A 26,827-nucleotide genomic window follows, 5' to 3' on the forward strand; every position below is an offset into this window, starting at 1 on the left:
GCAACATCAACGGCAAGGCGCCCCTTTCGGGGCGCCTTTTTGCTGGGGCGGCCATCGCCGCGAAGACTGCGGTACGGCGCGTTTCAGCGCGAGGCGCGCAGCACCACGCCGTCCAGCGAAGGCGCATGCAGCGGCGCCAGGGGCGAAGCCAGCGGCGGTCCGAAGCGGCGCGCCGCAGTGGCGGGCTGCCGGGTCTCGGCCTCCCACTGCGCGCGGGCCTCGGCGATTTCCTCTCCCGTGCGCGCCACGAAGTTCCACCACAGCAAGATGGCTTCATCCATGGGCTCGCCGCCAATGACCAGCAGGCGGCTGCCGGGCGCCGCTTCGATGGCGACCGAGGGCGTGCCCAGGGGCAGGTAGAGCAATTCCTCCACCGGCAGCGGCTGGCCGTTCACGCGCACGTCGCCTTCCAGGCTGAGCACGGCATGCTCGAAATCGGCGCGCAGCGGCAACGTGGCGACGGCATTGGCGCTGCGTGCGCTGTCCGCATGCAGGTCCACGCTCATCAGGGGCGTGTGCACCTCGGCGGGCGACGTCAGGCCCAGCGCCTCGCCGGCCAGCACCGTGGCCGTGAAGTCCCCCACCGTGGTCCTGGGCAGCTCGGGGTAGTGCTGGAAGCGGGGCGGACCGTTGCGGTGCGATTCGGGCAGCGCAATCCACAGCTGGGCGGCGTGGATGTGCGAGGGCGTCTGGCTTTCCTCGGAATGGGCGATGCCGTGGCCTGCCGTCATCAGATTGACCTGTCCGGGCCGGATGATCTGGGTGTTGCCCAGGCTGTCGCGGTGCAGCACTTCGCCGCGGATCATCCAGGTGAAGGTCTGCAGGCCGATATGGGGATGCGGGCCGACCTGCATGCCGGGCGGCGCGGGATCGGCGGGGCCGGCGTGGTCGAGAAAGCACCAGGCACCGACCTTGCGCAGGGCGCGCTGCGGAATGGCGCGCTGGATGGGAATGCCGCCCACGTCGGCGGTGCGGGTGGGAAGGTGCTGGGGCTGGGAGTTGGGTGGGGACGTGTCGGACATGGGCGGATCGGCCTGGTTCGTGGGGGAGGCCACCAGTGTCGTGCAGCTCGGCGCAGCAGGCAAACCAGGATCGCAGATATTGGGCCTGTTCGCTGACAGCGCATTCTCAGGAACATTGTTTACATTCGAGGAACGGCCCGGCGCCCGTCCTTTTGGCGGGCGCCGGCCTCACTCTTACAGGAGAAAACGCCATGAATACATCCGTACAGACGCACGCCGAAGCCGCTGAAGAGGCGGTCCAGAGCGCCGTGGAAGTCCAGCGATTCCCCGAGAAATTTGAAGCCACGGTCACCGGCAATGTGCAGCACCGGGTAGGCGATGGCCAACTGGAAGACATTCCGCGTGGCACCCGTGTGCAGGTGGCCACGGCCATCGGAAGCTATGTGCTGTCCTGGACCCAGGAGGATCAGCCGATCACCGTGTCGCTGGCCAAGCGGGAGTTCGAACTCTATGTCGATACGGGGGAGATCGAGGTCAGCGAAGCCTGACGCCGGCCATGTCCCCGTCCACTCCGAAGGCCCTGCGGCATACCTGCCGCAGGGCCTTTTGCATGGTGGCCAGTCCTTCGCTCAGGCGGGCAGCTGCAGCGCGGTCTGGATGTGCACTTCGCCGGCCAGCAGCTTGTGCACGGGGCAGGCCTCGGCCACCTGCAGCAGGCGCTGGCGCTGTTCGTCGTCCAGGTCGCCTTGCAGGGTGATCTGGCGTTCGATCAGGTTGCCGCTGGCCGGCGTGCCTTCGGGGTTCAGGCGCAATTGCACATCCACCTGCTCCAGCTTCCACTGCTTGCGCGCCGCATACATCTGCAGCGTGACCGTGGTGCAGGCGCCCAGGGCCGACAGCAGCAGCTGCAGGGGGTTGGGCGCCGTGTCGCCGCCGCCCTTGTCCGCGGGCTCGTCCACGTGCCAGCGGTGTCCTTGGGGGTCTGCGAGCGTGACGCGATAGGGGGTGTCCGTGCTGGTGGCATGGGCGCTGTGGATCATGGAAGGTCCTTTGTCCTGGGGGTGTCGCAAGAGGGGTGGGGGAGCCAATGGACGACTCTACGCCTGCTTCGCGTCCGCTGCCTGGGGCCGATGCTTCATGCGCAGCGGAATTTTGAGGTAGTGCACGCCGTTGGCCTCGGCCTCGGGCCAATGGCCTGCGTGCATGTTGACCTGGATGGCGGGCAGCAGCAGGGCTGGCGCCGACAGCGTGGCGTCGCGCCGGTTGCGCATGGCCACGAAGCTGGCCTCGTCCACGCCCGCGTGCACATGCACGTTGCCGGCACGTTGGTCGGCCACGGTGGTTTCCCAGGCGTGGCGGTCGCGGCCCGGCGCCTTGTAGTCATGGCACATGAACAGGCGTGTTGCGGGCGGCAGGGCCAGCAGGCGCTGGATGGAGCGGAACAGCGTGCGCGCATCGCCGCCCGGAAAGTCGGCGCGCGCCGTGCCGTAGTCGGGCATGAACAGCGTATCGCCCACGAAGACCGCATCCTCGATGCGGTAGGACACGCAGGCGGGCGTATGGCCGGGCGTGTGCAGCACCTCGATGCGCAGCCCGCCCAAGGGCAGGCTGTCGCCGTCTGCCAGCAGTCGGTCGAAAGGCGGCTCCCCGGCGGGCGCGGGCAGGTTGAAGACGGGGCGGAAGATGCGCTGCACCTCGCGGATGTGCTCGCCCACGGCGATCGGGGCGCCCGTGCGCTCGCGCAGGTACGGGGCCGCGCTGAGGTGGTCGGCATGCGCATGGGTTTCCAGGATCCAGCGCAGGCGCAGGCCCTGGGCCTGCGCGCCGGCCAGCACGGCATCGGCCGAGCCGGTGTGGGCCTGGCCGCTGGCATGGTCGTAGTCGAGCACGGGGTCGATGGCGGCGGCCTCGCCCGTGTTCGCATCCCAGACCAGGTAGGTCACGGTATGGGTGGCTTCGTCGAAGAATGGCGCGATGCGCAGCGGCGAGGTCATGAAAGCACTCCTTTGTCGATGGCTTCAGTGCAGCCTGCCGGCAAGTATATTAGAATTTGCTAAATTAGATTTTTCTTAATCATGAACCAACCCATCCTCTCCTCCGAACAGGCTTTCCTGCAGCAGGGTGCGGCGCGCGCCGCCACCCTGCTGCGCGCCGTGGGCAACGAGAGGCGCCTGCTGGTGCTGTGCCTGCTGATCGAGCATGGCGAGCTGTCGGTGGGCGGGCTGCTGGAGCGCATCCCGCTGAGCCAGTCGGCCCTGTCCCAGCATCTGGCGCGCATGCGCGAGGAGGGCCTGGTCGCCTACCGCCGCGAGTCGCAGACCCTGTACTACCGCATCGCCGATCCCGATGCGCAAAAGCTGGTGGCGGCACTCAAGAGCATCTTCTGTCCCTGAAAACACCCACCCCAGGAGTCGTCCCATGTCCCTTCCCCTCATCTCGGCCCAGGCCGCCCGCCAGTTGCAGGCGCAAGGCGCCTGGCTCATCGACATCCGCGCGCCCGACGAACATGCGCGCGAACGCATGGCAGGCGCCCGCAGCATGCCCATGGAGCGCCTGGGTGCCCAGGCCTGGGGCGATGCGCCGGCCGCCGTGGTCTTTCACTGCCGCTCCGGCAACCGCACGCGGCTCAACGCCCAGGCCCTGGCGGCTGCCTTGCCGCCCGGCTGTGCCGGCCATGTGCTCGACGGAGGCCTGGACGCCTGGAAGGCCGAAGGCCTGCCCGTGCTGCACGACAGCCGCCAGCCGCTGGAGCTGCAGCGCCAGGTGCAACTGGGTGCGGGCGGGCTGGCACTGCTGGGCGCCGTGCTCGGTGCCACGGTTTCACCGTGGTGGCACCTGCTCTCGGCCTTCGTGGGCTGCGGTCTGATCGTGGCGGGTGCCACCGGCTTTTGCGGACTGGCGCGCCTGCTGATGAAGGCGCCCTGGAATCGGCGCGCCCTGGGGCAGTGACGGTGTCTGCGCTGAAGTCCACCTGACGCCGGCCGGCTGCCCCCCTCCCGGGACTGTGGAGAACCCCGGACGGCAGTACGATAGCTGCATGACATCTGTTTATGCCCAACGCCGCGCACGCTTGGCCGCCCAGTTGGGCGCCGGCGGCATCGCCATCATTCCCACCGCTCCCGAGCGCCAGCGCAACCGGGACACCGGCTATCTGTACCGCCACGACAGCTATTTCTATTACCTGACCGGCTTTGCCGAGCCCAATGCCTGCCTGGTACTGGCCGCCGATGGCACCAGCGTGCTGTTTTGCCAGCCCAAGGACCTGGAGCGCGAAATCTGGGACGGCATCCGCCTGGGCCCCGAGGCTGCCGTGGCCACGCTGGGCGTGAGCCAGGCGTTCTCCAGCGCCGAGATCGATACGCGCCTGCCCCGCCTGCTGGAGAACCGGGGCCGCCTCTGGTATCCGTTCGCCACGCATGAAGGGCTGGCCGTGCGCGTGGAAGGCTGGCTGGGCCAGGTGCGCGCACGGGTGCGCTTTGGCGCGCTGTGCCCGTCCGAGCAGGGCGACCTGTGCACGCTGCTGGACGAGATGCGCCTGGTCAAGGACGCCCACGAGCAGGACATCATGCGCCGCGCCGCCGCCATCAGCGCCCAGGCCCATATCCGCGCCATGCAGCGCTCGGCGCGCATGCTGCGCGCAGGCCAGGAAGTGCGTGAATACCACCTGGATGCCGAGCTGCTGCATGAATTCCGCCAGCAGGGCTCGCAGTACGTGGCCTACGGCTCCATCGTGGCCGCCGGCGCCAATGCCTGCGTGCTGCACTACCAGGCCGACAAGGCCCCCGTGCGCGCGGGCGAACTGGTGCTGATCGACGCCGGCTGCGAGCTCGACGGCTACGCCAGCGACATCACGCGCACCTTCCCCGCCGATGGCCGCTTCACCGGCCCGCAGCGCGCGCTCTACGAGCTGGTGCTGGAAAGCCAGAAGGCTGCCGTGGCGGCCACGCGGGCCGGCGCGCGCTTCAACGATCCGCACGACGCCACCGTGGCCGTGCTGGCGCAGGGCATGCTGGATCTGGGCCTGCTGGACAAAAAGGTCTATGGCAATGCCCAGGACGTGATCGAGCAGCGCGCCTTCTTCCAGTTCTACATGCACCGCACCGGCCACTGGCTGGGCATGGACGTGCATGACTGCGGCAGCTATGTGGAGCCTTCGGAGCTGGGCCAGTCGCACGAGCGCAAGGACCCGCTGTCGGGCGAGACCATCACCAACCGCCCCAGCCGCATCCTGCGTCCGGGAATGTGCACCACCATCGAGCCGGGCATCTACGTGCGCCCTGCGGCCGGCGTGCCCGAGCAGTTCCACAACATCGGCATCCGCATCGAGGACGATGCCATCGTCACCGAGACCGGCTGCGAGCTGATCACGCGCGGCGTGCCCGTGGAGCCCGACGAGATAGAAGCCTTGATGCGTGACTGACAACGCCAGCCTGCCCACCACCGGCCCCGTGTCCACTCTCATGCCCGCCCCATCGGCCTATGCCGCACCCGCACTGCCCCGGCTGAGCTGGCGCATCTTCACGGTGCTCTGGCTGCTGGGGCTGCCCGGCGTGGCGGCCATGGCCTGGTTCGTGCTGCCCGACTGGATGCGCATGCTGGGCCTGCCCGTGGAGCCGCTGGTCACGCCGCTCACCGGCATCGGCGTGATGGCCGCGCTGCTGGCCCTGCCCGTGGGCGTGGGCGTGTGGCTGGGGCCGCGGCTGGGCCTGTCCGCACCGCTGCTGACCACCTGGGTGGCCGGGCGTTCGCCCCAGCGCGCCGTGCGCTACCTCACGCTGCCGGGGCTGGCCGGGGGCGTGGTGGGCGCGGCCTGGCTGGTGACCCTGGCCCTGGCCTGGCCCGACGACCTGACCCTGATCGACCCCGTCTACGCCATGCCGCTGGGCGCCAAGATGCTGTACGCGGGCATCACGGCCGAGCTGGTGATGCGGCTGGGCGGCATGACGCTGGTGATGTGGCTGCTGTGGCGGCTGAGCGGGCGCACAGACCGCCGCCCGGGATGGACGCTGGGCTGGTGGTCCGTCATGCTGTCGGCCCTGCTGTGGGGCATGCTGCAGCTGGCCCTGGCCTGGAGCACATGGGGCGGCCTGTCGGACGCGCTGGTGCTGCAGTTGCTGCTGTTCGAGGTCGTCCACGGCGCCGTGGGCGGCTTCCTGTTCTGGCGCTATGGCCTGGAGGCGGCCATGGTGGCCCATGCCATCACCTACCTGCTCTCGCACGGGCTGGTGTGAGGCCTGGCGTCTGCGCACTGACACCGCCAGGATGAAGCGTCACAGAAGCCTCAGCGAGCCGAACAGGCCCTCGGTTTCGTCCTCGGGGCCGGCGGCGAAGTAGAGCGCGTCGCTGTCGCCCAGGGCCACGCCGTTGCCGAACTGCAGGGCCCACAGGCCGGGGATGGCCACGGGGCGGTCCTGCGCGTCGCGCAGATCGTCCACATAGCGGCCCGTGGACAGGTCGAAGGCACAGATGCGGCCTGCTCCCCCGAAGTTGCCGACCAGCAGGTGCCCCGCCAGTGCGCCGAAGCCGTCAGGAGCGATGGCCACGCCCCAGGGCGCATTCAGGCGTCCATCGTCCTCATACATGCGCAGCAGGCGGCCGTCGAGGTCGAACTCGGCCAGCCTGCCGCGCGCAGGCCGGTTGCCGCTGGCCGCTTCTGCGGCTGCGTCCAGCGCATCCTCCTCGCCGGCATGGAACGCCAGGGGATCGTCCGGGTCGGGCTGGGTGATCGCATAGAGCACGAACACGCGGTCGCGGCGGCCGTCGTTGACGACCTGGATGTTGAAGGGCACCGGATCACCGGGCCGGGCCTCGCCTGCCGCGCCTGATGCGAACGGGTTGGCGAAGCCCTGGGTGGGCACCAGTTGCCACTGCGCGTCCAGCGTGCGGATCTGGGGCCGGGCGCCGAAGTCGGCCATCCACACGCGGTCCCATCGGCCCGTGTGGATGGCGGCCCCGAAGAAAGCCATGCCCTGGTCGGCACCATTGAACATTTCCACCGCAGGGCCGTCCACCCGGACGATGGCGCCCGTCTGCGCATCGCGCTCCGTCCAGGCGCTGACGCTGCCGCTGTCGGTCACGAAGACGAAGCGGGCCGAGCCCTCGAGCAGTCGTCCGGCGGCAGGCTGCTGCCGGACCCGCAGCAGCTGCGAGTCCAGGGGCGCACCGTTGTAGACCACGCCGGTGACTTTGCCGGCACTGTCATCGCCGGTCAGGGCATCCGAGCGCGGAACGGCCACTTCGCGCAGGCCGTCCTGGTGCAGGGCGCGCATCCCGTGATCGGCCGAGCGAGCCACGTCACCGATGAACTGCCAGGACGTGCCCCCGCCGCCAATCCAGAAATGGCCTCCCGCGCCGGCCGGGCGGATGGCGATGCCCCAGCCGTTGACGAAGCCGGGCTGCGTGAAGCGCGCGCCGTAGCGCGCATGGCTGGCGAGCAGGGGAGTCTGGACATAGCGGTTGGCGGCAACATCGCCACCCGCGCCGCAGGCGGTCAGCGCCGGGGAGGCCAGGGTGGTCAGAACAAAGCGTCTGCGGTCAAGCATGGTGGATTTCCTGGTGGCATGGCAAAGCTGTGGATGGACTGGCTGAGCATGCGAAACCAAGGGGAACCGTATGTTCTGGCTGCGGCCTGCGGGCCGGGTGGACCACAGGAATATGAAGGCGATGCTAGGAAGCAGGGGCGGGCCGCGTCAATGTGGACCAGTCTGATTCTGTGGTGTCCTGCGGTGCGGTGCAGCAGGCATTGCGAACGCGGCGGGCAAAACTGCTTTCACAGGAGGCCGGCATGGCACAGCGCCTTTGCCGGGAATGCTGCCGTGCAGCATCAAAAGCAATAGCGGCAAAGGCAGTGCACCGCAGTGTTCGGCGATGGCAACGGCATCCGGCCGCCCCCTTGCGCAGGCTCAGGACGCGGGGTCTTCAGGCCCGTACCGCATGCCGGAATGTTGCCTTCATGTAACCGCATTCGTGTGAGAATTGAAACCCGATTACAAACCCTGAGCGAGAGACATTCCATGCAAGTGAGCCGTGCCACCAAGATCGTCGCCACCCTGGGCCCCGCTTCCAGCGACCCGCAACTGCTGGAACAGATGGTGCGCGAAGGCGTCAACGTGGTGCGCCTGAATTTCAGCCACGGCAAGGCGCAGGACCACATCGACCGCGCCACCATGGTGCGCGAGGCGGCCCAGCGCGCAGGCCGCGAGGTGGCCATCATGGCCGACCTGCAGGGCCCCAAGATCCGCGTCGGCAAGTTCGCCGAAGGCAAGGTCATGCTGGAGCCCGGCGCGCGCTTCGTGCTCGACGCATCGCGCACCGAGCCCGGCGACATCAACGGCGTGGGCCTGGACTACAAGGAACTGCCGCGCGACGTGAAGCCCGGCGACGTGCTGCTGCTCAACGACGGCCTGATCGTGCTCACCGTGGACCATGTGCGCGGCGACGAGGTGCACACCACCGTCAAGCTCGGCGGCGAACTGTCCAACAACAAGGGCATCAACAAGCAGGGCGGCGGCCTGACGGCCCCGGCGCTGACGGCCAAGGACATGGAGGACATCAAGACCGCCATGAGCTTCCAGGCCGACTACGTGGCCGTGAGCTTTCCCAAGAACGCCACCGACATGGAGATGGCGCGCCAGCTGTGCAACGTGGCTGCGGCCCAGTACGGCCACAAGCCCGGCCTGATCGCCAAGATCGAGCGCGCCGAGGCCATTCCGCGCCTGGAAGAGATCCTGCATGTCTCCGACGGCATCATGGTGGCGCGCGGCGACCTGGCCGTGGAAGTGGGCAACGCGGCCGTGCCCGCGCTGCAAAAAAAGATGATCCGCATGGCGCGCGACATGGACAAGTTCGTGATCACCGCCACGCAGATGATGGAGAGCATGATCACCAACCCCGTGCCCACGCGCGCCGAGGTCAGCGACGTGGCCAACGCCGTGCTGGACGGCACGGACGCCGTCATGCTCAGCGCCGAGACCGCCGCCGGCAGGTACCCGCTGGAGACCGTGCAGGAAATGGCCAAGATCTGCGCCGCCGCGGAAGCGGCCGAAGACCCGGACAGCGATGCCGAGTTCACCGGCCGCCAGTTCTCGCGCATCGACCAGTCGATCGCCATCGGCGCGCTGTTCACGGCCCACCACCTGGGCGCCAAGGCCATCGTCGCCATGACGGACAGCGGCTCCACCGCGCTGTGGATGAGCCGCCACCGCATCCACATCCCCATCTACGCGCTCACGCCCAAGATCTCCACGCAGCGCAAGATGGCCATGTACCGCAACGTGCGCCCCCTGCTCATGGACACCAGCGCCGACCGCGACACCGCGCTGGACCAGGCCGAAGGCCATCTGCGCGCGCGCAACATCGTGCAAAGCGGCGATGTCTATGCCATCACCTGCGGCGAGCCCATGGGCCAGCCCGGTGGCACGAACATGCTGAAGATCTGCAGGGTGAACTGATCTCTCACTGACGTACTTGGCGCAGTCGCAGCGGTTGGTGTCCGGCCTGCAGGCGCGTGACCGCCAGGTCGAAGAGCCAGCCCGCCGTCCAGCACAGCCAGCCGGTCCACAGCGTGTGGCTCATGAAATGGGCGCCGCGCATCTGCTGGGCCAGGCCCATTGACAGGCCTGCGGCCAGCGAGACGGCCAGCCAGATCCAGGCTGCGCGGGGTGCATGGCGGCGCAGCGCGAAATAGCCGGCCAGAAAGGCGAAGCCTGCCGAGGCATGGCCTGCGGGAAAGCAGCGGCCCGGCCCGCCGTCGGCCAGGCCCAGCGACCAGTGCGAGACATGGCGCGCCACGCCGCCGAACTCGGCCAGGTCCCAGGGGCAGCTGGTCGCGCTGGTGTACTTGAGCAGCGAGATCAGGGCCAGCGACAGCAAGATGCCCGCCACCAGCTGCACGCGCCGCCCGTGAGGCAGCAGGCGCAGCGGGCCGATGGGCCGCCAGACGCACAGCGTCAGGCCCAGCACCACCAGCCAGGCCAGGCGGCGTGCGCTTTCGTGGGCGATGTTCACGAAGAACCAGTCCGAACGCAGCGCAAAGCCATCGGCGTCGCCAAACCAGCGGGCCATGGCCAGGTCCAGGGCGCCGGCATCCCAGGCCAGGACCACGGCCAGGGCCGCCAGGGTCCACAGCAGGGTGCTTTTGAAGGAGGGGCCCTGCGCGGGGGTGGCGGAGAAATCTCGGGGGTCGGGTGTCGGCATGGCCGGCAGCATGAGAAGCGCGGCTTAAACCCGTCTTAACGCATGCCCCGGCGTGCGGCCATCGTCTGGCGCCGCAGCCGGCAGCGGCCATTGCACAATGCGCGCATGCGAATACTGGTCGTCGAAGACAACGCGGGCATTGCCGCAGGCCTGCAGGCCAATCTGCAACAGCGCCGCTATGCGGTCGACGTCTGCTCCACCGTGGCCGATGCCTGGCATGCGCTGGAGATGGAGCGCTTCGACGCCGTGCTGCTGGACCTGGGCCTGCCCGATGGCGATGGCAGCGAAATCCTGCGCCGCCTGCGGAGCCCGCGCCGTCCGGGTAGCGACAGCCACGCCCTGCCGGACCCCAACACGCCCGTGCTCATCCTCACCGCGCGCGACCAGGTGCGCGAACGCATCGCCGGGCTGGACCTGGGTGCCGATGACTACCTGGTCAAGCCCTTCGACATCGACGAGCTGGAGGCGCGGCTGCGCGCCATGCTGCGCCGCGCAGGCGGGCAGGCGGCACCCGTGATCCGCCATGGCGAGCTGGAGGTCGATCCGGCCGCGCGCACCGTGCGCCGCGACGGAAAGCTGGTGGAGATGTCGCCGCGCGAGTTCTCCGTGCTCTGGGTGCTGCTGCAGGCGCGCGGGCGCGTGCTCTCGCGCCAGCAGATCGAGGAACATCTCTACAGCTGGGGCACGGCCGTGGAAAGCAATGCCGTCGAGGTCCATATCCACCACCTGCGCAAGAAACTGGGCAATGCCAGCATCGTCACCATGCGCGGCGTGGGCTACTTTCTTCCTGCGGAGAACCCATGAGCACCGCGCAGCAGCGCCGCCCCTCGCTGATCTGGCATCTGATGGCCTGGATGCTGGGCGCGCTGGTCGTGGTCTGGGCCAGCTTCGTGGCACTGGGCTACCAGACCGGCGTGCACGAGGCAGACGAGCTCACCGACGGCCACCTGGCCGGCGTCGCTGCGCTGGTGCTCAACCTGGAAGTCGCAGGCGCCGTAGGCCAGGGAGCAGCCACGCCCGTGCATGAGCCCCCCGGCCTCATGGCCCACGACTACCAGCAGTCGCTGAGCGTGGCCCTGTGGGATGGCGCGGGGCGGCTGATCTCGCGCACGGGCGATGCGCCCGAGCCCGCCTTCGACACCGAGCAGGGCTTTGCCACCCTGCGCCTGGGTCCCGAGCATCGGGCCTGGCGCAGCTTCACCCAATGGAGCCGCGACCATGCACGCAAGGTCAGCGTGATGATCGAGTTGCAGGAGCGCGACGAACTGGCCGACGACATCGCGGGCCAGATGATCGAGCCGGGCCTGTGGCTTTTGCCTGTGGTCGCGCTGGCGCTGGGGCTGGCCATTCGACGCGGCATGCGGCCGCTCAACGAACTTTCGCGCGAGGTCGAGCGCCTGGACCTGGCCCAGGCCGAGCGCGTCTCGCACCGCCACGCGCTTCGGGAATTCATGCCCGTGGTGAACTCCATCAACACCTTGCTGGACCGCCAGCAGGAGGCGCTGGAGCGAGAGCGCAGCCTGGCCAACGAAGTGGCCCATGAACTGCGCACGCCGCTGGCCTCCATCGCCTTGCAGGCGCGTGCCCTGGGCGATGCGCCGGCCGGCGCCATGGATGCCCCGGCCCAGCGCGCCGCGCTGGCGCGCATAGGCCAGGACGCGCTGCACGCCGGCCATGTGCTCAGCCAGCTGCTGGCACTGGCGCGCGCAGGACGCGCCATGCTGGCCGACCCGCCCGTGCCCGTGGACCTGGCCGCGCTGGCCCGTCAGGTGGTGGCCGCCCATGCGCAGGCGGCCTGGCAGCGCGGCTGCAGCCTGTCCGTGCAGGCGCCTGAGGCACTGGGCGTGATGGGCAATGCCGTGCTGCTGGAGCTGGCGCTGCGCAACCTGGTGGAAAACGCCCTCAAGCACACACCGCACGGCACGCAGATCGAGGTGCAGGCCGGGCAGGGGCCGGATGGCGAGGTCTGGCTGCAGGTCTGCGATGACGGCCGCCGTAGCGACGGCCGCCGTGACGGCGCAGAGCGCGCGGCAGCGCCCGTGGACAGCCTGCACCTGGGCCACGAGATCGTGGCGCGCGTGCTGCGCGCCCACCAGGGAAGCTTTGGCGAGGCCGCGCCGCCCGAAGGCTTCACGACCTGCTACCGCATGGGAATGCCCGGGACAGGGTTGGCGGCAGCTGGTTAAAATCGCCAGTTACCAAGCGGTTACTGCCGCGATCCCCCGGCCGCAGCCCCGCAGCGAACCCATGACGCAGCGGCGGCCGCCATGCGGCAGGGGCATCCCCCTCTCAACAACTTGATACGGACCCTACACATGCCTCTCGTTTCGATGCGCGAACTGCTGGACCACGCTGCCGAAAACGGCTACGGTCTTCCCGCCTTCAACGTCAACAACCTGGAGCAGGTGCAAGCCGTGATGTCGGCCGCCGACGAAGTGGGCGCGCCCGTCATCCTGCAGGCCAGCGCAGGCGCCCGCAAGTACGCCGGCGAGCCCTTCATCAAGCACCTGATCCAGGCCGCCGCCGAGCAGTATCCCCACATCCCCCTGGTCATGCACCAGGACCACGGCACCTCGCCCGCCATCTGCCAGGGCGCGCTGAACCTGGGCTTCGGCTCGGTGATGATGGACGGCTCGCTGATGGAAGACGGCAAGACGCCTTCCTCCTTCGAATACAACGTGGACGTGACCCGCAAGGTCGTGGAAATGGCCCACAAGCTGGGCGCCACCGTCGAAGGTGAACTCGGCTGCCTGGGCTCGCTGGAAACCGGCATGGCCGGCGAGGAAGACGGCGTGGGTGCCGAAGGCGTGCTCGACCACTCGGCCCTGCTGACCGACCCCGAGGAAGCGGCCCAGTTCGTCAAGGCCACGCAGCTGGACGCGCTGGCCATTGCCATCGGCACCAGCCACGGCGCCTACAAGTTCACGCGCAAGCCCACGGGCGACATCCTGTCCATCCAGCGCGTCAAGGAAATCCACGCGCGCCTGCCCAACACCCACCTGGTCATGCACGGCTCCTCCTCCGTGCCCCAGGAACTGCTGGAAATCATCCGCCAGTACGGCGGCGCCATGAAGGAAACCTACGGCGTGCCCGTCGAGGAAATCCAGGAAGCCATCAAGCACGGCGTGCGCAAGATCAACATCGACACCGACATCCGCCTGGCGATGACCGGCGCCGTGCGCAAGTTCCTGGCCGAGAACCCCGAGAAGTTCGACGCCCGCGAATGGCTCAAGCCCGCCCGCGAAGCCGCCAAGCAGATCTGCAAGGCCCGCTACATCGAGTTCGGCTGCGAAGGCCAGGGCGCCAAGATCAAGGGCTACACGCTGGAGCAGATGGCCGCCAAGTACGCTGCCGGTTCGCTGCAGCAGGTCGTGAACTGAACGGTTCCTTCCCCTTCAAAAAAAGCCCGCCGGTCCGCCCGGCGGGCTTTTTTGTTGTCAGCGCGGCGCGGGGGCCGCAGCCTGGGACCGCTGGGGTACGGCCATGGCCATCTCGTCATCGGGCACCACGGGCTGGGGGTGGCTGGCGTTCCAGCCCGACACCAGCAGGCTGGTGCCCGACAGCACCAGCAGCAGGCAGACCATCCATTCGACCAGCCGCTTGGGCAGGGCGGGCGGATGGCGCATGTGCAGCCAGGTCACCACCGTCACCACGGGAAAGGCCAGGGCTGCGGCCAGCAGCACGCTGGCGGTGATCTCGCCCTCCCAGGCCACCATCATCAGGCGCAGCAGCGCGCAGGTGAGGAACATGGCAAACAGGCACTGGCGCACCACCAGACGGTCCAGCGGCTGGCGGTACAGGTGGTAGACCATGGGCGGGCCCGGCGTGGCAAACAGCCCGCCCAGCACCCCCGAGGCCACACCGGCCACCCACAGCGACACCGGTCCCGACACCTGCGCGTTGACCTGCTTTTGCAGCAACAGCAACAGCGCGCAGGCCACGATGGCCAGGCCCAGCAGCATGCGCAGCCCGCTCAGCGCATTGCCGCTGAGCCACTGCAGCAGCAGCACGCCGCCGATCACGCCGATGACGCTGCTGATCAGCATGGGCTTGAGCAGGGACCACTGCGGCACCTGGCGGTGGGCGCGCAGGTAGGCCACGCCGTTGACCACGGACAGCAGGCAGGCCACGTTGGCCGCATCGCCAATGCCCATCAGGTGCGTGGCACCGGCCACGCCCACGAAGATCAGCCCGAAGGCAAAGCCCGTCAGGTTCTGGCAAAACGTGGCCAGGCCCACCAGGGCCAGGAACATCACATACTGGATCACACTCATCGAAACGCTTTCTGGCGCGCCGGTGCGCCGAACCGGCGACGCTAACACGGAGCGCCTTCGCCTGCCCGGGCGCCGCAGTCACCAGCGGGCGCCCCAGGCCAACGTGCCAGGCCGGCGTGTCAGTCCGACGTCTCAGGCGGCCGGCGTGTTGAGCCGCTGCAGCCGCTCGGGCGTGCCCACGTCGGTCCAGCGCCCGGCATACAGGCTGGCGCTCACCTGGCCGGCGGCCATCGCCCGGCGCAGCAGCGCCACCAGCGGCACGCGCCAACCGTCGGGGTTGCCGGGCGGGATGTCGCACCAGGGCGCGGCAAACAGCTCGGCGCGCAGCAGTGCGATCGTGCCGTAGGTCTGGCGCGGGCGGGCATCGCCCTCGGGCCAGTCGCAGGCCAGGCCCAGTTCGTCCACGCCGAAGTCGCCACGCCGATGGTGCTCGGGGTTGGGCACCAGCCACAGATGGGCCAGCCGTCCGCTGGCGGCAAATTCGCGGGCCGCCTCGAACGGGAAATCAAAGTCGGGCGCGTAGACATCGCCGGCCGCCAGCCAGAACACCGTGTCCAGAAGCGGCAACGCGCGCGCAATGCCTCCTGCGGTCTCCAGCGCCTGCTCGGGCTCGGGGGAATAGGCCAGATGCAGCGGCTCGCCACCTGTGTCGGGCGCGAAGCGCGCCCCGAAGCGCGCGGGAATCTGCTCGCCCAGCCAGCCCGTGTTGACCACGGCGCGGCGCACGCCGGCCTGCGCAAGGGCCTGCAGGTGGTGCTGCAGCAGTGGCCGGCCCTGCACCTGCAGCAGCGGCTTGGGGCAGGTGTCGGTCAGCGGCCGCATGCGCTCGCCACGGCCTGCGGCCAGCAGCATGGCCGGTGGCTGCTCGGTGAGGAAAAGCGCCTTGGCGGCGGGGAACGGCGGGATGGGCGAGGCGGTCATGGAGCGCAACTGTAGACCATTGCCAGCGGCCATTGCCCCGCGCGCGGGAGCCGAAAACCCGCGTCCTTTAAAATAGCCGGCTTACTCTGATTACCCCCTCCTTCACGGAGCGCCCTGATGGCCAACACTCAACAAATGGCGAATGCGATCCGCGCACTCGCAATGGATGCCGTTCAACAAGCCAACTCCGGCCACCCCGGCGCCCCCATGGGCATGGCCGACATGGCCGTGGCACTGTGGAGCCGTCACCTCAAGCACAACCCCGTCAACCCGCAATGGGCTGACCGTGACCGCTTCATCCTGTCCAACGGCCACGGCTCCATGCTGATCTACGCGCTGCTGCACCTCACGGGCTACGCGCTGCCGATCGACGAGCTCAAGAACTTCCGCCAGCTGCACAGCAAGACGGCCGGCCACCCCGAAGTGGGCATCACCCCCGGCGTGGAAACCACCACCGGCCCGCTGGGCCAGGGCATCACCAATGCCGTGGGCTTCGCGCTGGCCGAAAAGCTGCTGGCCGCCGAGTTCAACCGCGCAGGCCACGCCATCGTCGACCACCACACCTACGTGTTCCTGGGTGACGGCTGCCTGATGGAAGGCATCAGCCACGAGGCCGCGGCCCTGGCCGGCGCCTGGAAGCTGGGCAAGCTGGTGGCGCTGTACGACGACAACGGCATCTCCATCGACGGCAAGGTCGCCCCCTGGTTCATCGACAACACGCCCGCCCGCTTCGAAGCCTATGGCTGGAACGTGGTGCGCGACGTGGACGGCCACAACGTGCAGGCCATCGATGCCGCCATCGCCGCCGCCAAGAAGAGCAGCGACAAGCCCACGCTGATCTGCTGCAAGACCAGCATCGGCAAGGGCTCGCCCAACCGCCAGGACACGGCCAAGGCCCACGGCGAGCCCCTGGGCGCCGAGGAAATCGCACTGACCCGCGCAGCCCTGGGCTGGGAGCACGGCCCCTTCGACATCCCCGCCAGCGTCTACGGCGACTGGGATGCCAAGGCCGCCGGCGCCAAGGCCGAAGCGGCCTGGAACAAGAAGTTCGCCGCCTATGCCAAGGCCTTCCCCGAACTGGCTGCCGAATTCAAGCGCCGCATGGCCGGTGACCTGCCCGCCAACTTCGGCGAGATCGCCGCGCAGATCGCCTCCGACGCGCATGACGCAGGCGCCACCGTGGCCAGCCGCAAGGCCAGCCAGCTGGCCCTGGAAGGCCTGACCGCAGCCCTGCCCGAACTGCTGGGCGGCTCGGCCGACCTGACCGGCTCCAACCTGACCAACACCAAAAGCACGCCTTCGCTGCGCGTGGACGACAAGGGTGCCGTGGTCCTGACCGAAGACGGCAAGATCGGCCGCCACATCAACTACGGTGTGCGCGAGTTCGGCATGGCCGCCATCATGAACGGCATCGCCCTGCATGGCGGCTACATCCCCTACGCAGGCACCTTCCTGACCTTCAGCGACTACAGCCGCAACGCCATCCGCATGGCCGCGCTGATGAAGCAGCGCGTGGTCCATGTCTTCACGCACGACTCCATCGGCCTGGGCGAAGACGGCCCGACCCACCAGTCCATCGAGCACGCCGCCTCTCTGCGCCTGATCCCGGGCCTGGATGTCTGGCGCCCTGCCGACACCACGGAAACCGCCGTCGCCTGGACCGTGGCCCTGAGCCAGAAGAACAAGCCCACGGCCCTGCTGCTGTCGCGCCAGAACCTGGCCTACGCAGCCAAGACCGAAGACGCGCTGGACGACATCGCCTGCGGCGCCTACGTGCTGTCCGAGCCCAAGGCCGTCGGCCTGAACAAGAAGGCCCAGGCCGTCATCATCGCCACCGGCTCCGAAGTGCAGCTGGCCCTGGCCGCCCAGAAGCTGCTGGCCGAGCGCAAGGTCGCCGTGCGCGTGGTCTCCATGCCCAGCACCACCACCTTCGACAGGCAGGACGCCAAGTACAAGAGCCAGGTGCTGCCGGCCAACCTGCCGCGCATCGCCGTGGAAATGGGCGTGACCGACTTCTGGTGGAAGTACGGCTGCGCCGCCGTCGTCGGCATCGACACCTACGGCGAATCGGCCCCCGCGCCCGTGCTGTTCAAGCACTTCGGCTTCACGGCCGAGAACGTGGCCGACACCGTGCAGGCTGCGCTGCAGCGCGCCGGCAAGTAAAGCTGCGAGAAGGGGCCTGTGGCCCCTTTTTGCCGCCCGCCAGGCCCGGCCTGGCCCTCACCGTTTCAGTTTTTCCGTTTTTCGCAATCCGTCAATCCAAGAGGCAAATATGACGATCAAGATCGGTATCAACGGCTTCGGCCGCATCGGCCGCATGGTGTTCCGCGCTGCCGTGCAGAACTTCAGCGACATCGAAGTCGTGGGCATCAACGACCTGCTCGAGCCCGACTACCTGGCCTACATGCTCAAGTACGACAGCGTGCACGGCCGTTTCAAGGGCGAGGTCTCGGTGGAGGGCTCCAACCTGATCGTCAACGGCAAGACCATCCGCCTGACGCAGGAGCGCGACCCCGCCAACCTGAAGTGGAACGAAGTCGGCGCCGACATCGTGATCGAGGCAACCGGCCTGTTCCTGACCGACGAGACCGCACGCAAGCACCTGGCTGCCGGCGCCAAGAAGGTCATCATGTCCGCGCCTTCCAAGGACAGCACCCCAATGTTCGTCTTCGGCGTGAACTGCAAGACCTATGCTGGCCAGGACGTGATCTCCAACGCCTCCTGCACCACCAACTGCCTGGCTCCCGTGGCCAAGGTGCTCAACGACAAGTGGGGCATCAAGCGCGGCCTGATGACTACCGTGCACGCTGCCACCGCCACCCAAAAGACCGTGGACGGCCCCAGCAACAAGGACTGGCGCGGCGGCCGCGGCATCCTGGAAAACATCATTCCCTCCAGCACGGGCGCAGCCAAGGCCGTGGGCGTGGTGATTCCCGAGCTCAACAAGAAGCTGACCGGCATGTCCTTCCGCGTGCCCACCTCCGACGTGTCGGTGGTGGACCTGACGGTGGAGCTGAACAGCGAAGCCAGCTACGAAGAGATCTGCGCCGAAATGAAGGCCCAGTCGCAAGGCGCGCTCAAGGGCGTGCTGGGCTACACCGAAGACAAGGTCGTGGCCACGGACTTCCGCGGCGAGTCCTGCACCTCGGTGTTCGATGCCGAAGCCGGCATCGCCCTGGACAAGACCTTCGTGAAGGTCGTGTCCTGGTACGACAACGAGTGGGGCTACTCCAACAAGTGCCTGGAAATGGTGCGCGTGGTCGCCGCCAAGTAATCCTGGCGTGAACCGCTGCGGGGCCTGTCGAGGGCCTCGCACCAGGCCGGCATCGGACGCGATGCCGGCCTTTTTCATGGCGGACAGTGTGCCCCGGCACTGCAAGCGTTGCTCGACAAAGCCGGCACCGGCGGCGCGGCATCATGGCCGCATGACTACTTCATCCGCATTGCACGAGACCATTGGCTTTGACGACTTCCTCAAGGTGGAGCTGCGCGTGGGCCGCATCGTGGACGCCCAGGTGTTCAAGGAGGCGCGCCGCCCGGCCTATGTGCTGCAGGTCGATTTCGGCCCCGAACTGGGCCTGCGCAAGTCCAGCGCCCAGATCACGGCGCTGTACCGGCCCGAGGAACTGATAGGCCGCCAGGTGGTGGCCGTGCTGAACTTTCCCAGCAAGCAGATCGGTCCCATGCGCTCGGAATGCCTGGTCACGGGATTCCACAACGAGAACGGCGAGGTCGCGCTGTGCGTGCCCGACCGCGAGGTGCCGCTGGGCACCAAGCTGCTGTGACGGCCTGGGTGACTATTGGCCTGGGTGACTATTCGATGCGCACGTCGGCCGCCTTGACGATGCGCCCGGACGCTTCCCAGTCGTCCTTGAGCAGGCGCTGGAATTCGGCGGCCGGCAGGGTGGCCGCTTCCACGCCCACGCGGGCCAGGCGCTCTTGGACCACGGGCTCGGCCAGCACCTTGCGCACGGCGGCGTTGATGCGCTCCACTTCGGCGGGCGGCGTGCCGGCCGGTGCCAGCAGGCCCAGCCAGGAGTCGAAGGCATAGCCGGGCACGCCGGACTCGGCCACCGTGGGCAGGTCAGGCAGGGAGCGCGAGCGTTGCTGGCCCGAGTAGGCCAGCAGCTTCACGCGCGGATCCTTCTGGAAGGCCAGCATGCCGATGGTGGCGCCCGTGACCAGCTGCACGCGGCCGGCCAGCAGCTCGGTGGTGGCGTCGCCCGTGGATTTCATGGGGATGTGCTGCAGCTTGATGCCCGCCTGTGCGGCCAGCGAGGCCGAGGCCAGGTGCGAGGCGCTGCCATTGCCGGCCGACGCATAGTTGAGCTGGCCGGGCTGGGTCCTGGCGCGCTGCAGCAGCTCGCCCAGGGTCTGCACGCCCGAGGCGGCCGGCACGCCCACCACATAGCCCGTGCGGCCCAGGAAGGACACGCCCACGAATTCCTTGAGCGGGTCATAAGGCAGCTTCGCGTACAGATGGCCGGCCAGGTTGTGGCTGGCCGCAGCCAGCACCAGGGTGTTGCCGTCCGGCGCGGACTTGGCCACCTGGGCCGTGCCCACGCTGCCACCCGCGCCCGCCCGGTTTTCCACCACCACGGTGGCGCCCAGGGCCTGGCCCAGTTCATTGCTGAAGGTGCGTGCCACCGTGTCCTGCGTGGCGCCTGCGCCGAAGGGCACGACGATGCGGATCACGCGTTCGGCATGCACGGCCGGTGCCAGTCCCAGGGCCAGGGCTGCTGCCAGCAGAACGCGGCGGGTGACGGGAGAAGGATGAGAGGTTTTCATGGGGAATTTTCCTGGGTGACGGCAAGCCACCGCTCCACCAGCCGCACGAAGTAGCTGGCGCCGATGGCAAGGATGTCGTCGTTGAAGTCGTAGGAGCGGTTGTGGATCAGGCAGGGGCCGTCGCCATGGCCGGGCAGTCGGTGATCGCCCTGGCCGTTGCCGATGAAGGCGTAGCAGCCGGGCCGCGCCTGCAGCATGTGGGCGAAGTCCTCGGCGGCCAGTACGCCGGGGAACTGCGTGTCCACGGCGTCGTCGCCCGCGATCTCGCGCATCACGGCGGCGGCGAAGGCGGCCTCGGCCGCGTGGTTGACCAGGGGCGGCGAGGCGCGCCGGAAATGGATCTCGGCCCTGCAGCCATGGGCCAAGGCCGTGTGCTCGGCCTGGCGGCGCAGGGCGGCTTCGAGGATGTCCAGCGCCGCCACGGAGAAGGTGCGCACCGTGCCGCCCACCCAGGCGCTGTCGGGAATCACGTTGGGCGCGTCCGAGCCCTGGATCTGCGTGACCGCCAGCAGTGCGCGTTCGCGCGAATCCACATGGCGCGCGACCAGGGTCTGCAGCTGCTGGGCCAGATCAATGGTGGCGGCCACCGGATCGGTGCCCGTGTGCGGCAGCGAGGCATGCGTGCCCTGCCCATGCAGCACGATGCGGAAGGTGTTGCTGGAGGCCATGAGCGCGCCCGGGTTGAGCGCGAAGCTGCCCACGCGGTCCAGCGCGAAGTTGTGCAGTGCGAAGACCGCATCGCAGGGGAAGCGCTCGAACAGGCCTTCGTCGATCATCCTGCGTGCGCCGGCCTTGCCCATCTCTTCGGCGGGCTGAAAGATCAGGTGCACCGTGCCCGCGAAGTCGCGCGTGCGTGCCAGATGCCAGGCCGCGGCCAGCAGCATGGTGGTGTGGCCGTCATGGCCGCAGGCATGCATGCGGCCTGCGTGCTGCGAGCGGTGGGCGAACCGGTTTTCTTCCTGCAGCGGCAGCGCATCCAGGTCGGCGCGCAGGCCGATGGTGCGCGTGCCGTGGCGTGCGTACGTATGCCTGCCGTGCACCACGCCCACCACGCCCGTGCCGGCCAGGCCGGTGTGCACCTCCACGCCCCAGGCGGCCAGGCGTTCGGCCACGATGGCCGAGGTGCGGTGTTCCTCGAAGCCCAGCTCAGGGTGGGCATGCAGGTCGCGCCGCAGGGCCACGAAGGGCGCCATGTCGGCAAAGCTTTCGATCAGGTGGGGCAAGACGGTCTCCGGCCGCAGCCGGCCCATGCCTGCTGCGGCGAATCCCGGATTCTGTAAAACCGCCAGCCCTGCGGCAACGAAGCAAAACGCATATGCATGCGCCCTGCATGCACAAGCCGAACGGGCCGATCAAGCCGTTCAGGCGGACGTCGTCACAGGGCCCTCAGGACTGCGCCATGCGCTGCGCGAGAAAGTCCAGGAAGGCCGTGATGCGCGCGGCCAGCGCCGTGTTGCGGTAGTAGACGGCGTGGATGGGCTGGCGCTGCTGCACGGTCTCGCGCGCCAGCACCTGCACCAGCTCGCCCTGGGCGCGGTCTCGCACGGTCATGAAGTCGGCCAGGCAGACCACGCCCTGGCCGGCCAGGGCCAGCTGGCGCATGGTCTCGCCGCTGGAGGCCGTGAGCTGGGGCGCGGAATTCCAGCGGTCGCCGCCCTCGGGCGTGCGCAGCGGCCAGTGGTTCAGGCCCGGCACCTGGCTGTTGCCGATGCGCTGGTGGCGCGCCAGCGCGGCCACGCTCGCCACGGGGCCATGGGCCTGCAGGTAGGCGGGGCTGGCCAGCACGCGCAGCAGGCTGTGGCACAGCAGCCGCGCATGCAGCGTGGAGTCGCGCAGCTCGCCGATGCGGATGGCGATGTCGGTGCGCTGGGCCAGCAGGTCGATGTGCAGGTCATCGGTGTTCAGCTCCAGCGTGATCAGCGGATAGAGCGCGCGGAACTCGCCGACCAGCGGCACGATGGCATGCAGCATGAAGGGCGAGGCCGCGTTGACGCGCAGCAGCCCGGCCGGCGCCTCACGGCGCGCGGCCAGTTCCTCCTCGGCCGCGTCCAGGGCCTGCAGCACCTCGCGCGTGCGGGCCAGGAAGCGCGCGCCTTCCTCGGTCAGCTCCAGGCTGCGCGTGGTGCGCCGCACCAAGGTGGTGGCCAGCTTTTTCTCCAGGCGCGACAGGCTGCGGCTGATGCCAGAGGTGGTCTGTCCCAACTGCTCGGCCGCCGCCGTGATGCTGCCGCAGTCGATCACGGCGCGAAAGGCCTGCAACTCGTCCAGCGTGGTTTTCATGGGATGCCAGCTTGGCGCAATTGTTGCTGCAGCGTCAAATATTTTCTGCCGATACCAGGCTTTATCTGCAAGCGTGAACGCGCCAGACTGCAGTCTTCGAGGCGTTGTTCCGCGCCTTTTTTGCCTTTTTGAAAGACCTGCATGACATCGACTGCCTCTCTCGCTTCCGTGGTGCCCGCCTTCGGCCTGGGCACCTTCCGCCTCAAGGATGAGGTGGTGCGCCACTCCGTGGGCCAGGCCCTGGAAGTGGGCTACCGCGCCATCGACACCGCCCAGATCTACGGCAACGAGGCCGATGTGGGGGCCGCCATCGCCGCCAGCGCCGTGCCGCGCGATCAGCTGTTCCTCACCACCAAGATCTGGACCGAGAACCTGTCCGCCGACGCGCTGATCCCCAGCCTGGAGCGCAGCCTTGAAGCCCTGCGCACCGACCATGTGGAGCTGACGCTGATCCACTGGCCTTCGCGCAGCGTGCCGCTGGAGGACAGCCTGGGCGCCCTCATGCGCGCCAGGGAGCAGGGGCTGACGCGCCACATCGGCGTGTCCAACTTCAACATCGCGCTGCTGCAGCAGTCCATCGCCGCCGTGGGCGCCGCGAACATCGCCACCAACCAGATCGAGCTCAGCCCCTATCTGCAAAACCGCGCCGTCACCGACTTCGCACGCCAGCAGGGTATCCACACCACCTCGTACATGACGCTGGGCTACGGCAAGCTGCTGGCCGATCCCGTGCTGGCCGACATCGCCGCCGCCCGCGGCGCCACGCCCGCCCAGGTGGTGCTGGCCTGGGCCATGGCCATGGGCTATGCCGTCATCCCCTCGTCCACCCGGCGCGCCCACCTGCAGGCCAACCTGGACAGCTGCCAGCTGGTGCTGGGCGCCGAAGACATGCAGCGCATCGCCGCGCTGGAGCGCGGCGACCGCCAGGTCAGCCCAGACGGGCTGGCTCCGGCCTGGGATTGAACCGCGGTCGTGACGGAGGGCCTGGGCGGCCCGGCGAGCTTTGACCTGGAGCAACGCAATGCGGACCCTAGGGGTAGTACTAGGGTTATCACAGTATCGAACGACCGTGCTTTTTATGAGAATGCACGATTAGTCGAGACAACCAGGAGACAAGCAGCATGAGTGACCGCCCATGGCTGGGTGCCTATCCGGCAGGTGTGCCCGCCGACATCGATCCCTCCCAATACCCTTCGCTGGTGGCCCTGATGGAGGAGGCCTTCAGCCGCTACGCGGACCGTGTGGCCTATTCCTTCATGGGCAAGGAGCTGACCTACTCCCAGGTCAATGCGCAAAGCCGCGCCTTCGCTGCCTATCTGCAGAGCCTGGGCCTGGCGCGCGGCGACCGCGTGGCGCTGATGATGCCCAACGTGCCCCAGTACCCCGTGGCCGTGGCCGCCGTGCTGCGCGCCGGTTTCGTGGTGGTCAACGTCAACCCGCTGTACACGGCGCGCGAACTGGAGCACCAGCTCAAGGACTCGGGCGCCAAGGCCATCGTCATCATCGAGAACTTCGCCCACACGCTGCAGGCCTGCAAGGCCGCCACGCCCGTGCAGCACATGGTGCTGTGCACCATGGGCGACCAGCTGGGCATGCTCAAGGGCGCCATCGTCAATTACGTGGTGCGCAAGGTCAAGAAGCTGGTGCCGCCGTTCTCGCTGCCAGGGGCCGTGCGCTTCAACGACGCGCTGGCCAAGGGCATGCGCTCGCCCTTCCAGGCGCCGCAGCTGCAGGCCTCCGACATGGCCCTGCTGCAGTACACGGGCGGCACCACGGGCGTGAGCAAGGGCGCGGTGCTGCTGCACAGCAACATCATCGCCAACGTGCTGCAGTCCGAGGCCTGGAACCAGCCCGCCATGGGCAAGGTACCGGCCGGCGAGCAGCCCACCAGCATCTGCGCGCTGCCGCTGTACCACATCTTCGCCTTCACGGTGAACATGATGCTGTCCATGCGCACGGGCGGCAAAACCATCCTGATTCCCAATCCGCGCGACCTCAAGGCCACGCTCAAGGAACTGTCCACGCAGCGCTTTCACAGCTTCCCGGCCGTGAGCACGCTGTTCAACGGCCTGGCCAACCACCCGGACTTCAACACCGTGGACTGGTCGCACCTGAAGGTCTCGGTCGGCGGCGGCATGGCGGTGCAAAGCGCCGTGGCCCAGCTGTGGCTGCAAAAGACCGGCTGCCCCATCTGCGAGGGCTACGGCCTGTCGGAGACCAGTCCCTCGGTCAGCTGCAACCCCGTCACCTCCACCGAGTTCTCGGGCACCATCGGCGTGCCCCTGCCCAGCACCTGGATGAAGCTCGTCGATGACGAAGGAAACGACGTGACCACCATCGGCGAGCGCGGCGAGGTCGCCATCAAGGGCCCGCAGGTCATGGCCGCCTACTGGCAGCGCCCCGACGAAACCGCCAAGGTCTTCACCGCCGACGGCTACTTTCGCACCGGCGACATCGGCACCATGGACGAGCGCGGCTACTTCAAGATCGTGGACCGCAAGAAGGACATGGTCCTGGTCAGCGGCTTCAACGTCTATCCCAACGAAGTGGAGGACGTGGTCTCCAACTGCCCCGGCGTGCTCGAATGCGCCGTGGTCGGCGTGCCCGACGAGAAGACCGGCGAGGCCGTCAAGCTGGTCATCGTGCGCAGGGACGACAGCCTCACCGAGCAGGCCGTGCGCGATTTCTGCCACGAAAACCTCACGGGCTACAAGCGGCCGCGCGTGATCGAGTTCCGCACCGAACTGCCCAAGACCCCGGTCGGCAAGATCCTGCGCCGGGAGCTGCGCGACAGCAAGTAACGCAGGCGGCTTGCCGTGTTTGCAAAGAGGCGCTGCGGCGCCTCTTTTCATTGGGAGGGAACACGTCTTCAGAACACGCCCGGACCCGCCAGGACCAGCGCCGCCAGCGCCACGGCTGCCGCATTGACGCAGGCCAGCGCAAAGCCGAAGCGCACGAGTTCTCCCTCTTCCTGGGCATTGGTCCGTGCCAGGCCCAGCACCAGCATGACGATGGACAGCGAGCCCAGGGCCGCATGCCCGGCGGCGCTGTTGTGCACGGCGGCCAGCAGCAGGCGGGAGGACTCGGGCAGCAGGGCGATGGCGGGCATGAAGATCGCGTTGCCGCCCACGTTGGAGCCCGTCATGTAGCCGGCCAGCGCACCGAAGGCGGCCACGATGGGCGCCAGGGCCGCAGGCGCCAGCTCGGCCAGCATCTGCACCAGGCCGGACAGGAAACCGGCCTTGACCATCATCTGGGACATCGCCAGGAAGAAGAAGATGGTCAGCAGCGAGCGCTTGGCGCGGGCGGCCAGTGCACCAGCCAGGGCAACGCCACGGCCGGCCCCGCGCGCCAGCAGCAGTGCCAGCACCAGGGTCAGCGCCACGCCCGGCGAGGCCAGCGGCTTCCAGGCCACCTGGGCGCCCTGCACGATCCAGCGCTGGTCCCACTGCGTGGCCAGGGCCAGCAGCTTGAGCAGCACGATGGCAAGGGCGAGCGCCAGATACGGCCAGGCCTGGCGCGGCCAGCCGGGTGCCGCCTGGGCCGTGCCGCGCAGCAGCAGCGCGCGCACCAGCATGCCCAGCGCAACCGCAAAGCCCGCGCCCACGCCCGCCACCTCGGGGCCCAGCCAGCGGCTGATGCCATGCAGCACGACCACGAACAGCAGGCCAAAGCCGCCCAGCAGCAGCCAGGCCCGCGCACCGCGCTCGCCTGCCAGGTGCAGGGACAGGGCGCCCAGCACCAGGAACACCGGCGCGCTGGTCAGCGAGGACACAGCGGCCAGCGCGGCCGCATCCACATGGGCCAGCGAGGCTCCGATCACCGTGGCCAGGCCCAGCGTGCCCCAGGGCATGATGGCCATGCCCGCCAGCGCCATGCGCAGTGCGGCGCGCCGCTCGAACAGGCTCAGCAGCAGCGGCACGGTGGCGATCAGCGACACGCCAAAACCCGTCATCGCCTCCAGCAGCGGCGCCAGGCCCAGCACGATGAACACCACCTGATCGGCCGGCCCCAGGCCCAGCGAGCGCACCCACTGGCTCAGCGCCTGGTTCACGCCCATGCGTTCGATGAGGATCACGAAACCCAGGCCCGGCACGATCACGAAGGCCGTGCTCAGGAACAGCACGCCCGTGTCGCGCGCTGCGGCCAGGGCGGCGCCGGAAGCGGCGATGCCCTTCGCCATCCAGGCATCGACCAGCCACAGCAGGGCGACCAGCGCCGCCCCGGCCATGGCCGCCTGCACAGGCGGGCGGCGCAAAACCATGAGCATGGACATCACAAGAAACACGGGAGACAGGTGGAGCAGGGTGGCCATGGGATGGGCTTTCTCGGCAGGCAGGTCCGCATGCGTTGGATGCGGAAAACGACGAAATACTATTTCGCAGCACCTGTTTTTTGGTCTCTGAA

Annotated in this window: 26 protein-coding genes; 14 read left to right on the top strand and 12 right to left on the bottom strand. The window is 68.5% G+C overall.

Annotated elements, in window-relative coordinates; genetic code table 11:
• Positions 1-83: 83 nt before the first annotated feature.
• Positions 84-1,022: a pirin family protein gene (locus ACF8NF_RS05650; protein WP_016452068.1), complete on the bottom strand. Its 939-nt coding sequence runs from the start codon at positions 1,020-1,022 to the stop codon at positions 84-86.
• A 191-nt stretch (positions 1,023-1,213) separates the two neighbouring features.
• On the opposite strand from ACF8NF_RS05650, the gene ACF8NF_RS05655 reads away from it, so the two are divergent.
• Positions 1,214-1,510: a hypothetical protein gene (locus ACF8NF_RS05655; protein WP_016449848.1), complete on the top strand. Its 297-nt coding sequence runs from the start codon at positions 1,214-1,216 to the stop codon at positions 1,508-1,510.
• A gap of 81 nt (positions 1,511-1,591) precedes the next feature.
• On the opposite strand, the gene ACF8NF_RS05660 is transcribed toward ACF8NF_RS05655, so the two are convergent.
• Both ACF8NF_RS05660 and ACF8NF_RS05665 read right to left on the bottom strand, forming a co-directional pair.
• Positions 1,592-2,002, bottom strand: a complete 411-nt coding sequence (locus ACF8NF_RS05660; RefSeq protein WP_016449847.1) for an OsmC family protein — start codon at positions 2,000-2,002, stop codon at positions 1,592-1,594.
• A gap of 57 nt (positions 2,003-2,059) precedes the next feature.
• Entirely contained in the window at positions 2,060-2,956 is an 897-nt protein-coding gene (locus tag ACF8NF_RS05665) for an MBL fold metallo-hydrolase (protein WP_016452067.1), read from the bottom strand.
• A gap of 81 nt (positions 2,957-3,037) precedes the next feature.
• On the opposite strand from ACF8NF_RS05665, the gene ACF8NF_RS05670 reads away from it, so the two are divergent.
• From ACF8NF_RS05670 to ACF8NF_RS05685, 4 genes are all read left to right on the top strand, one after another.
• Entirely contained in the window at positions 3,038-3,355 is a 318-nt protein-coding gene (locus tag ACF8NF_RS05670) for a helix-turn-helix transcriptional regulator (protein WP_074920866.1), read from the top strand.
• Positions 3,356-3,380: 25 nt separating this feature from the next.
• Positions 3,381-3,911: a rhodanese family protein gene (locus ACF8NF_RS05675; protein WP_046238295.1), complete on the top strand. Its 531-nt coding sequence runs from the start codon at positions 3,381-3,383 to the stop codon at positions 3,909-3,911.
• 88 nt (positions 3,912-3,999) lie between these two features.
• Complete coding sequence (locus ACF8NF_RS05680) at positions 4,000-5,382, top strand: aminopeptidase P N-terminal domain-containing protein (RefSeq protein ID WP_016452064.1); 1,383 nt, start codon at positions 4,000-4,002, stop codon at positions 5,380-5,382.
• Positions 5,375-6,193, top strand: coding sequence for a hypothetical protein (locus tag ACF8NF_RS05685; RefSeq protein WP_016449842.1), 819 nt, complete (start codon positions 5,375-5,377; stop codon positions 6,191-6,193). Before ACF8NF_RS05680 ends, ACF8NF_RS05685 begins: the two co-directional genes overlap by 8 nt.
• Before the next feature lie 39 nt (positions 6,194-6,232).
• Here the strand turns inward: ACF8NF_RS05685 and ACF8NF_RS05690 are convergent, their stop codons facing one another.
• Positions 6,233-7,504, bottom strand: coding sequence for a TIGR03118 family protein (locus tag ACF8NF_RS05690; protein WP_392450234.1), 1,272 nt, complete (start codon positions 7,502-7,504; stop codon positions 6,233-6,235).
• Positions 7,505-7,975: 471 nt separating this feature from the next.
• Here ACF8NF_RS05690 and pyk point away from each other — a divergent pair, with 471 nt between their 5' ends.
• Positions 7,976-9,412 carry a pyruvate kinase gene (gene pyk / locus ACF8NF_RS05695; protein WP_016449840.1) on the top strand — a complete coding sequence of 479 codons (1,437 nt, stop codon included), beginning with the start codon at positions 7,976-7,978 and terminating at the stop codon, positions 9,410-9,412.
• A 4-nt stretch (positions 9,413-9,416) separates the two neighbouring features.
• Here pyk and ACF8NF_RS05700 read toward each other — a convergent pair whose 3' ends face one another.
• Positions 9,417-10,169: a phosphatase PAP2 family protein gene (locus ACF8NF_RS05700; protein ID WP_392450235.1), complete on the bottom strand. Its 753-nt coding sequence runs from the start codon at positions 10,167-10,169 to the stop codon at positions 9,417-9,419.
• Between the two features lie 93 nt (positions 10,170-10,262).
• On the opposite strand from ACF8NF_RS05700, the gene ACF8NF_RS05705 reads away from it, so the two are divergent.
• The 3 genes from ACF8NF_RS05705 (at position 10,263) to fba (ending at position 13,537) form a co-directional block, all read left to right on the top strand.
• Complete coding sequence (locus tag ACF8NF_RS05705; protein ID WP_034363543.1) at positions 10,263-10,961, top strand: response regulator transcription factor; 699 nt, start codon at positions 10,263-10,265, stop codon at positions 10,959-10,961.
• A complete protein-coding gene (locus tag ACF8NF_RS05710) occupies positions 10,958-12,343 on the top strand; it encodes a two-component sensor histidine kinase (protein ID WP_016449836.1) in 1,386 nt (461 codons plus the stop codon). The genes ACF8NF_RS05705 and ACF8NF_RS05710 overlap by 4 nt, the downstream gene beginning before the upstream one ends.
• Before the next feature lie 129 nt (positions 12,344-12,472).
• A complete protein-coding gene (gene fba / locus ACF8NF_RS05715) occupies positions 12,473-13,537 on the top strand; it encodes a class II fructose-bisphosphate aldolase (protein ID WP_013804528.1) in 1,065 nt (354 codons plus the stop codon).
• 57 nt (positions 13,538-13,594) lie between these two features.
• On the opposite strand, the gene ACF8NF_RS05720 is transcribed toward fba, so the two are convergent.
• Positions 13,595-14,431 (bottom strand): sulfite exporter TauE/SafE family protein, encoded by an 837-nt coding sequence (locus tag ACF8NF_RS05720; RefSeq protein ID WP_016449835.1) that lies wholly within the window; start codon positions 14,429-14,431, stop codon positions 13,595-13,597.
• A 132-nt stretch (positions 14,432-14,563) separates the two neighbouring features.
• Positions 14,564-15,352 (bottom strand): NDP-sugar synthase, encoded by a 789-nt coding sequence (locus ACF8NF_RS05725; protein WP_392450236.1) that lies wholly within the window; start codon positions 15,350-15,352, stop codon positions 14,564-14,566.
• A gap of 117 nt (positions 15,353-15,469) precedes the next feature.
• On the opposite strand from ACF8NF_RS05725, the gene tkt reads away from it, so the two are divergent.
• The 3 genes from tkt (at position 15,470) to ACF8NF_RS05740 (ending at position 19,137) form a co-directional block, all read left to right on the top strand.
• A complete protein-coding gene (tkt, locus tag ACF8NF_RS05730; RefSeq protein WP_209799293.1) occupies positions 15,470-17,515 on the top strand; it encodes a transketolase in 2,046 nt (681 codons plus the stop codon).
• 109 nt (positions 17,516-17,624) lie between these two features.
• Positions 17,625-18,626: a type I glyceraldehyde-3-phosphate dehydrogenase gene (gap, locus tag ACF8NF_RS05735; RefSeq protein ID WP_012202871.1), complete on the top strand. Its 1,002-nt coding sequence runs from the start codon at positions 17,625-17,627 to the stop codon at positions 18,624-18,626.
• 151 nt (positions 18,627-18,777) lie between these two features.
• Positions 18,778-19,137, top strand: a complete 360-nt coding sequence (locus tag ACF8NF_RS05740; protein ID WP_026062619.1) for a tRNA-binding protein — start codon at positions 18,778-18,780, stop codon at positions 19,135-19,137.
• Positions 19,138-19,165: 28 nt separating this feature from the next.
• On the opposite strand, the gene ACF8NF_RS05745 is transcribed toward ACF8NF_RS05740, so the two are convergent.
• The 4 genes from ACF8NF_RS05745 to ACF8NF_RS05760 all read right to left on the bottom strand — a co-directional run bounded on the left by ACF8NF_RS05745 (position 19,166) and on the right by ACF8NF_RS05760 (position 22,563).
• Positions 19,166-20,140 carry a tripartite tricarboxylate transporter substrate-binding protein gene (locus tag ACF8NF_RS05745; RefSeq protein ID WP_392450238.1) on the bottom strand — a complete coding sequence of 325 codons (975 nt, stop codon included), beginning with the start codon at positions 20,138-20,140 and terminating at the stop codon, positions 19,166-19,168.
• Positions 20,137-21,390 carry a M20 aminoacylase family protein gene (locus ACF8NF_RS05750; protein ID WP_082138059.1) on the bottom strand — a complete coding sequence of 418 codons (1,254 nt, stop codon included), beginning with the start codon at positions 21,388-21,390 and terminating at the stop codon, positions 20,137-20,139. The genes ACF8NF_RS05745 and ACF8NF_RS05750 overlap by 4 nt, the downstream gene beginning before the upstream one ends.
• Before the next feature lie 136 nt (positions 21,391-21,526).
• Complete coding sequence (locus ACF8NF_RS05755) at positions 21,527-22,420, bottom strand: LysR substrate-binding domain-containing protein (protein ID WP_392450239.1); 894 nt, start codon at positions 22,418-22,420, stop codon at positions 21,527-21,529.
• On the bottom strand, positions 22,417-22,563 hold the full coding sequence (locus ACF8NF_RS05760) for a hypothetical protein (protein WP_156136162.1): 147 nt from the start codon (positions 22,561-22,563) through the stop codon (positions 22,417-22,419). Before ACF8NF_RS05760 ends, ACF8NF_RS05755 begins: the two co-directional genes overlap by 4 nt.
• Between ACF8NF_RS05760 and dkgB the strand changes: the two genes are divergently transcribed.
• Complete coding sequence (gene dkgB / locus ACF8NF_RS05765; protein WP_392450240.1) at positions 22,562-23,383, top strand: 2,5-didehydrogluconate reductase DkgB; 822 nt, start codon at positions 22,562-22,564, stop codon at positions 23,381-23,383. The two genes, ACF8NF_RS05760 and dkgB, sit on opposite strands and share 2 nt — an antisense overlap.
• A gap of 158 nt (positions 23,384-23,541) precedes the next feature.
• Positions 23,542-25,221: a long-chain-fatty-acid--CoA ligase gene (locus tag ACF8NF_RS05770; RefSeq protein WP_392450241.1), complete on the top strand. Its 1,680-nt coding sequence runs from the start codon at positions 23,542-23,544 to the stop codon at positions 25,219-25,221.
• A 68-nt stretch (positions 25,222-25,289) separates the two neighbouring features.
• Here the strand turns inward: ACF8NF_RS05770 and ACF8NF_RS05775 are convergent, their stop codons facing one another.
• Positions 25,290-26,735, bottom strand: a complete 1,446-nt coding sequence (locus ACF8NF_RS05775) for a transporter (RefSeq protein WP_392450242.1) — start codon at positions 26,733-26,735, stop codon at positions 25,290-25,292.
• Between the last annotated feature and the right edge of the window lie 92 nt (positions 26,736-26,827).

Source organism: Delftia sp. WSY_22, assembly GCF_043104185.1.
GTDB classification, from domain to species: Bacteria; Pseudomonadota; Gammaproteobacteria; order Burkholderiales; family Burkholderiaceae_C; genus Comamonas; species Comamonas tsuruhatensis.

Excerpts from the sequence above, each read along its gene's own strand:
- ACF8NF_RS05650 (WP_016452068.1), bottom strand. The coding sequence starts at position 1,022 with ATGTCCGACACGTCCCCACCCAACTCCCAGCCCCAGCACCTTCCCACC.
- ACF8NF_RS05655 (WP_016449848.1), top strand. The coding sequence starts at position 1,214 with ATGAATACATCCGTACAGACGCACGCCGAAGCCGCTGAAGAGGCGGTC.
- ACF8NF_RS05660 (WP_016449847.1), bottom strand. The coding sequence starts at position 2,002 with ATGATCCACAGCGCCCATGCCACCAGCACGGACACCCCCTATCGCGTC.
- ACF8NF_RS05665 (WP_016452067.1), bottom strand. The coding sequence starts at position 2,956 with ATGACCTCGCCGCTGCGCATCGCGCCATTCTTCGACGAAGCCACCCAT.
- ACF8NF_RS05670 (WP_074920866.1), top strand. The coding sequence starts at position 3,038 with ATGAACCAACCCATCCTCTCCTCCGAACAGGCTTTCCTGCAGCAGGGT.
- ACF8NF_RS05675 (WP_046238295.1), top strand. The coding sequence starts at position 3,381 with ATGTCCCTTCCCCTCATCTCGGCCCAGGCCGCCCGCCAGTTGCAGGCG.
- ACF8NF_RS05680 (WP_016452064.1), top strand. The coding sequence starts at position 4,000 with ATGACATCTGTTTATGCCCAACGCCGCGCACGCTTGGCCGCCCAGTTG.
- ACF8NF_RS05690 (WP_392450234.1), bottom strand. The coding sequence starts at position 7,504 with ATGCTTGACCGCAGACGCTTTGTTCTGACCACCCTGGCCTCCCCGGCG.
- pyk (WP_016449840.1), top strand. The coding sequence starts at position 7,976 with ATGCAAGTGAGCCGTGCCACCAAGATCGTCGCCACCCTGGGCCCCGCT.
- ACF8NF_RS05700 (WP_392450235.1), bottom strand. The coding sequence starts at position 10,169 with ATGCTGCCGGCCATGCCGACACCCGACCCCCGAGATTTCTCCGCCACC.
- ACF8NF_RS05705 (WP_034363543.1), top strand. The coding sequence starts at position 10,263 with ATGCGAATACTGGTCGTCGAAGACAACGCGGGCATTGCCGCAGGCCTG.
- ACF8NF_RS05710 (WP_016449836.1), top strand. The coding sequence starts at position 10,958 with ATGAGCACCGCGCAGCAGCGCCGCCCCTCGCTGATCTGGCATCTGATG.
- fba (WP_013804528.1), top strand. The coding sequence starts at position 12,473 with ATGCCTCTCGTTTCGATGCGCGAACTGCTGGACCACGCTGCCGAAAAC.
- ACF8NF_RS05720 (WP_016449835.1), bottom strand. The coding sequence starts at position 14,431 with ATGAGTGTGATCCAGTATGTGATGTTCCTGGCCCTGGTGGGCCTGGCC.
- ACF8NF_RS05725 (WP_392450236.1), bottom strand. The coding sequence starts at position 15,352 with ATGACCGCCTCGCCCATCCCGCCGTTCCCCGCCGCCAAGGCGCTTTTC.
- tkt (WP_209799293.1), top strand. The coding sequence starts at position 15,470 with ATGGCCAACACTCAACAAATGGCGAATGCGATCCGCGCACTCGCAATG.
- gap (WP_012202871.1), top strand. The coding sequence starts at position 17,625 with ATGACGATCAAGATCGGTATCAACGGCTTCGGCCGCATCGGCCGCATG.
- ACF8NF_RS05740 (WP_026062619.1), top strand. The coding sequence starts at position 18,778 with ATGACTACTTCATCCGCATTGCACGAGACCATTGGCTTTGACGACTTC.
- ACF8NF_RS05745 (WP_392450238.1), bottom strand. The coding sequence starts at position 20,140 with ATGAAAACCTCTCATCCTTCTCCCGTCACCCGCCGCGTTCTGCTGGCA.
- ACF8NF_RS05750 (WP_082138059.1), bottom strand. The coding sequence starts at position 21,390 with ATGGGCCGGCTGCGGCCGGAGACCGTCTTGCCCCACCTGATCGAAAGC.
- ACF8NF_RS05755 (WP_392450239.1), bottom strand. The coding sequence starts at position 22,420 with ATGAAAACCACGCTGGACGAGTTGCAGGCCTTTCGCGCCGTGATCGAC.
- dkgB (WP_392450240.1), top strand. The coding sequence starts at position 22,562 with ATGACATCGACTGCCTCTCTCGCTTCCGTGGTGCCCGCCTTCGGCCTG.
- ACF8NF_RS05760 (WP_156136162.1), bottom strand. The coding sequence starts at position 22,563 with ATGCAGGTCTTTCAAAAAGGCAAAAAAGGCGCGGAACAACGCCTCGAA.
- ACF8NF_RS05770 (WP_392450241.1), top strand. The coding sequence starts at position 23,542 with ATGAGTGACCGCCCATGGCTGGGTGCCTATCCGGCAGGTGTGCCCGCC.
- ACF8NF_RS05775 (WP_392450242.1), bottom strand. The coding sequence starts at position 26,735 with ATGGCCACCCTGCTCCACCTGTCTCCCGTGTTTCTTGTGATGTCCATG.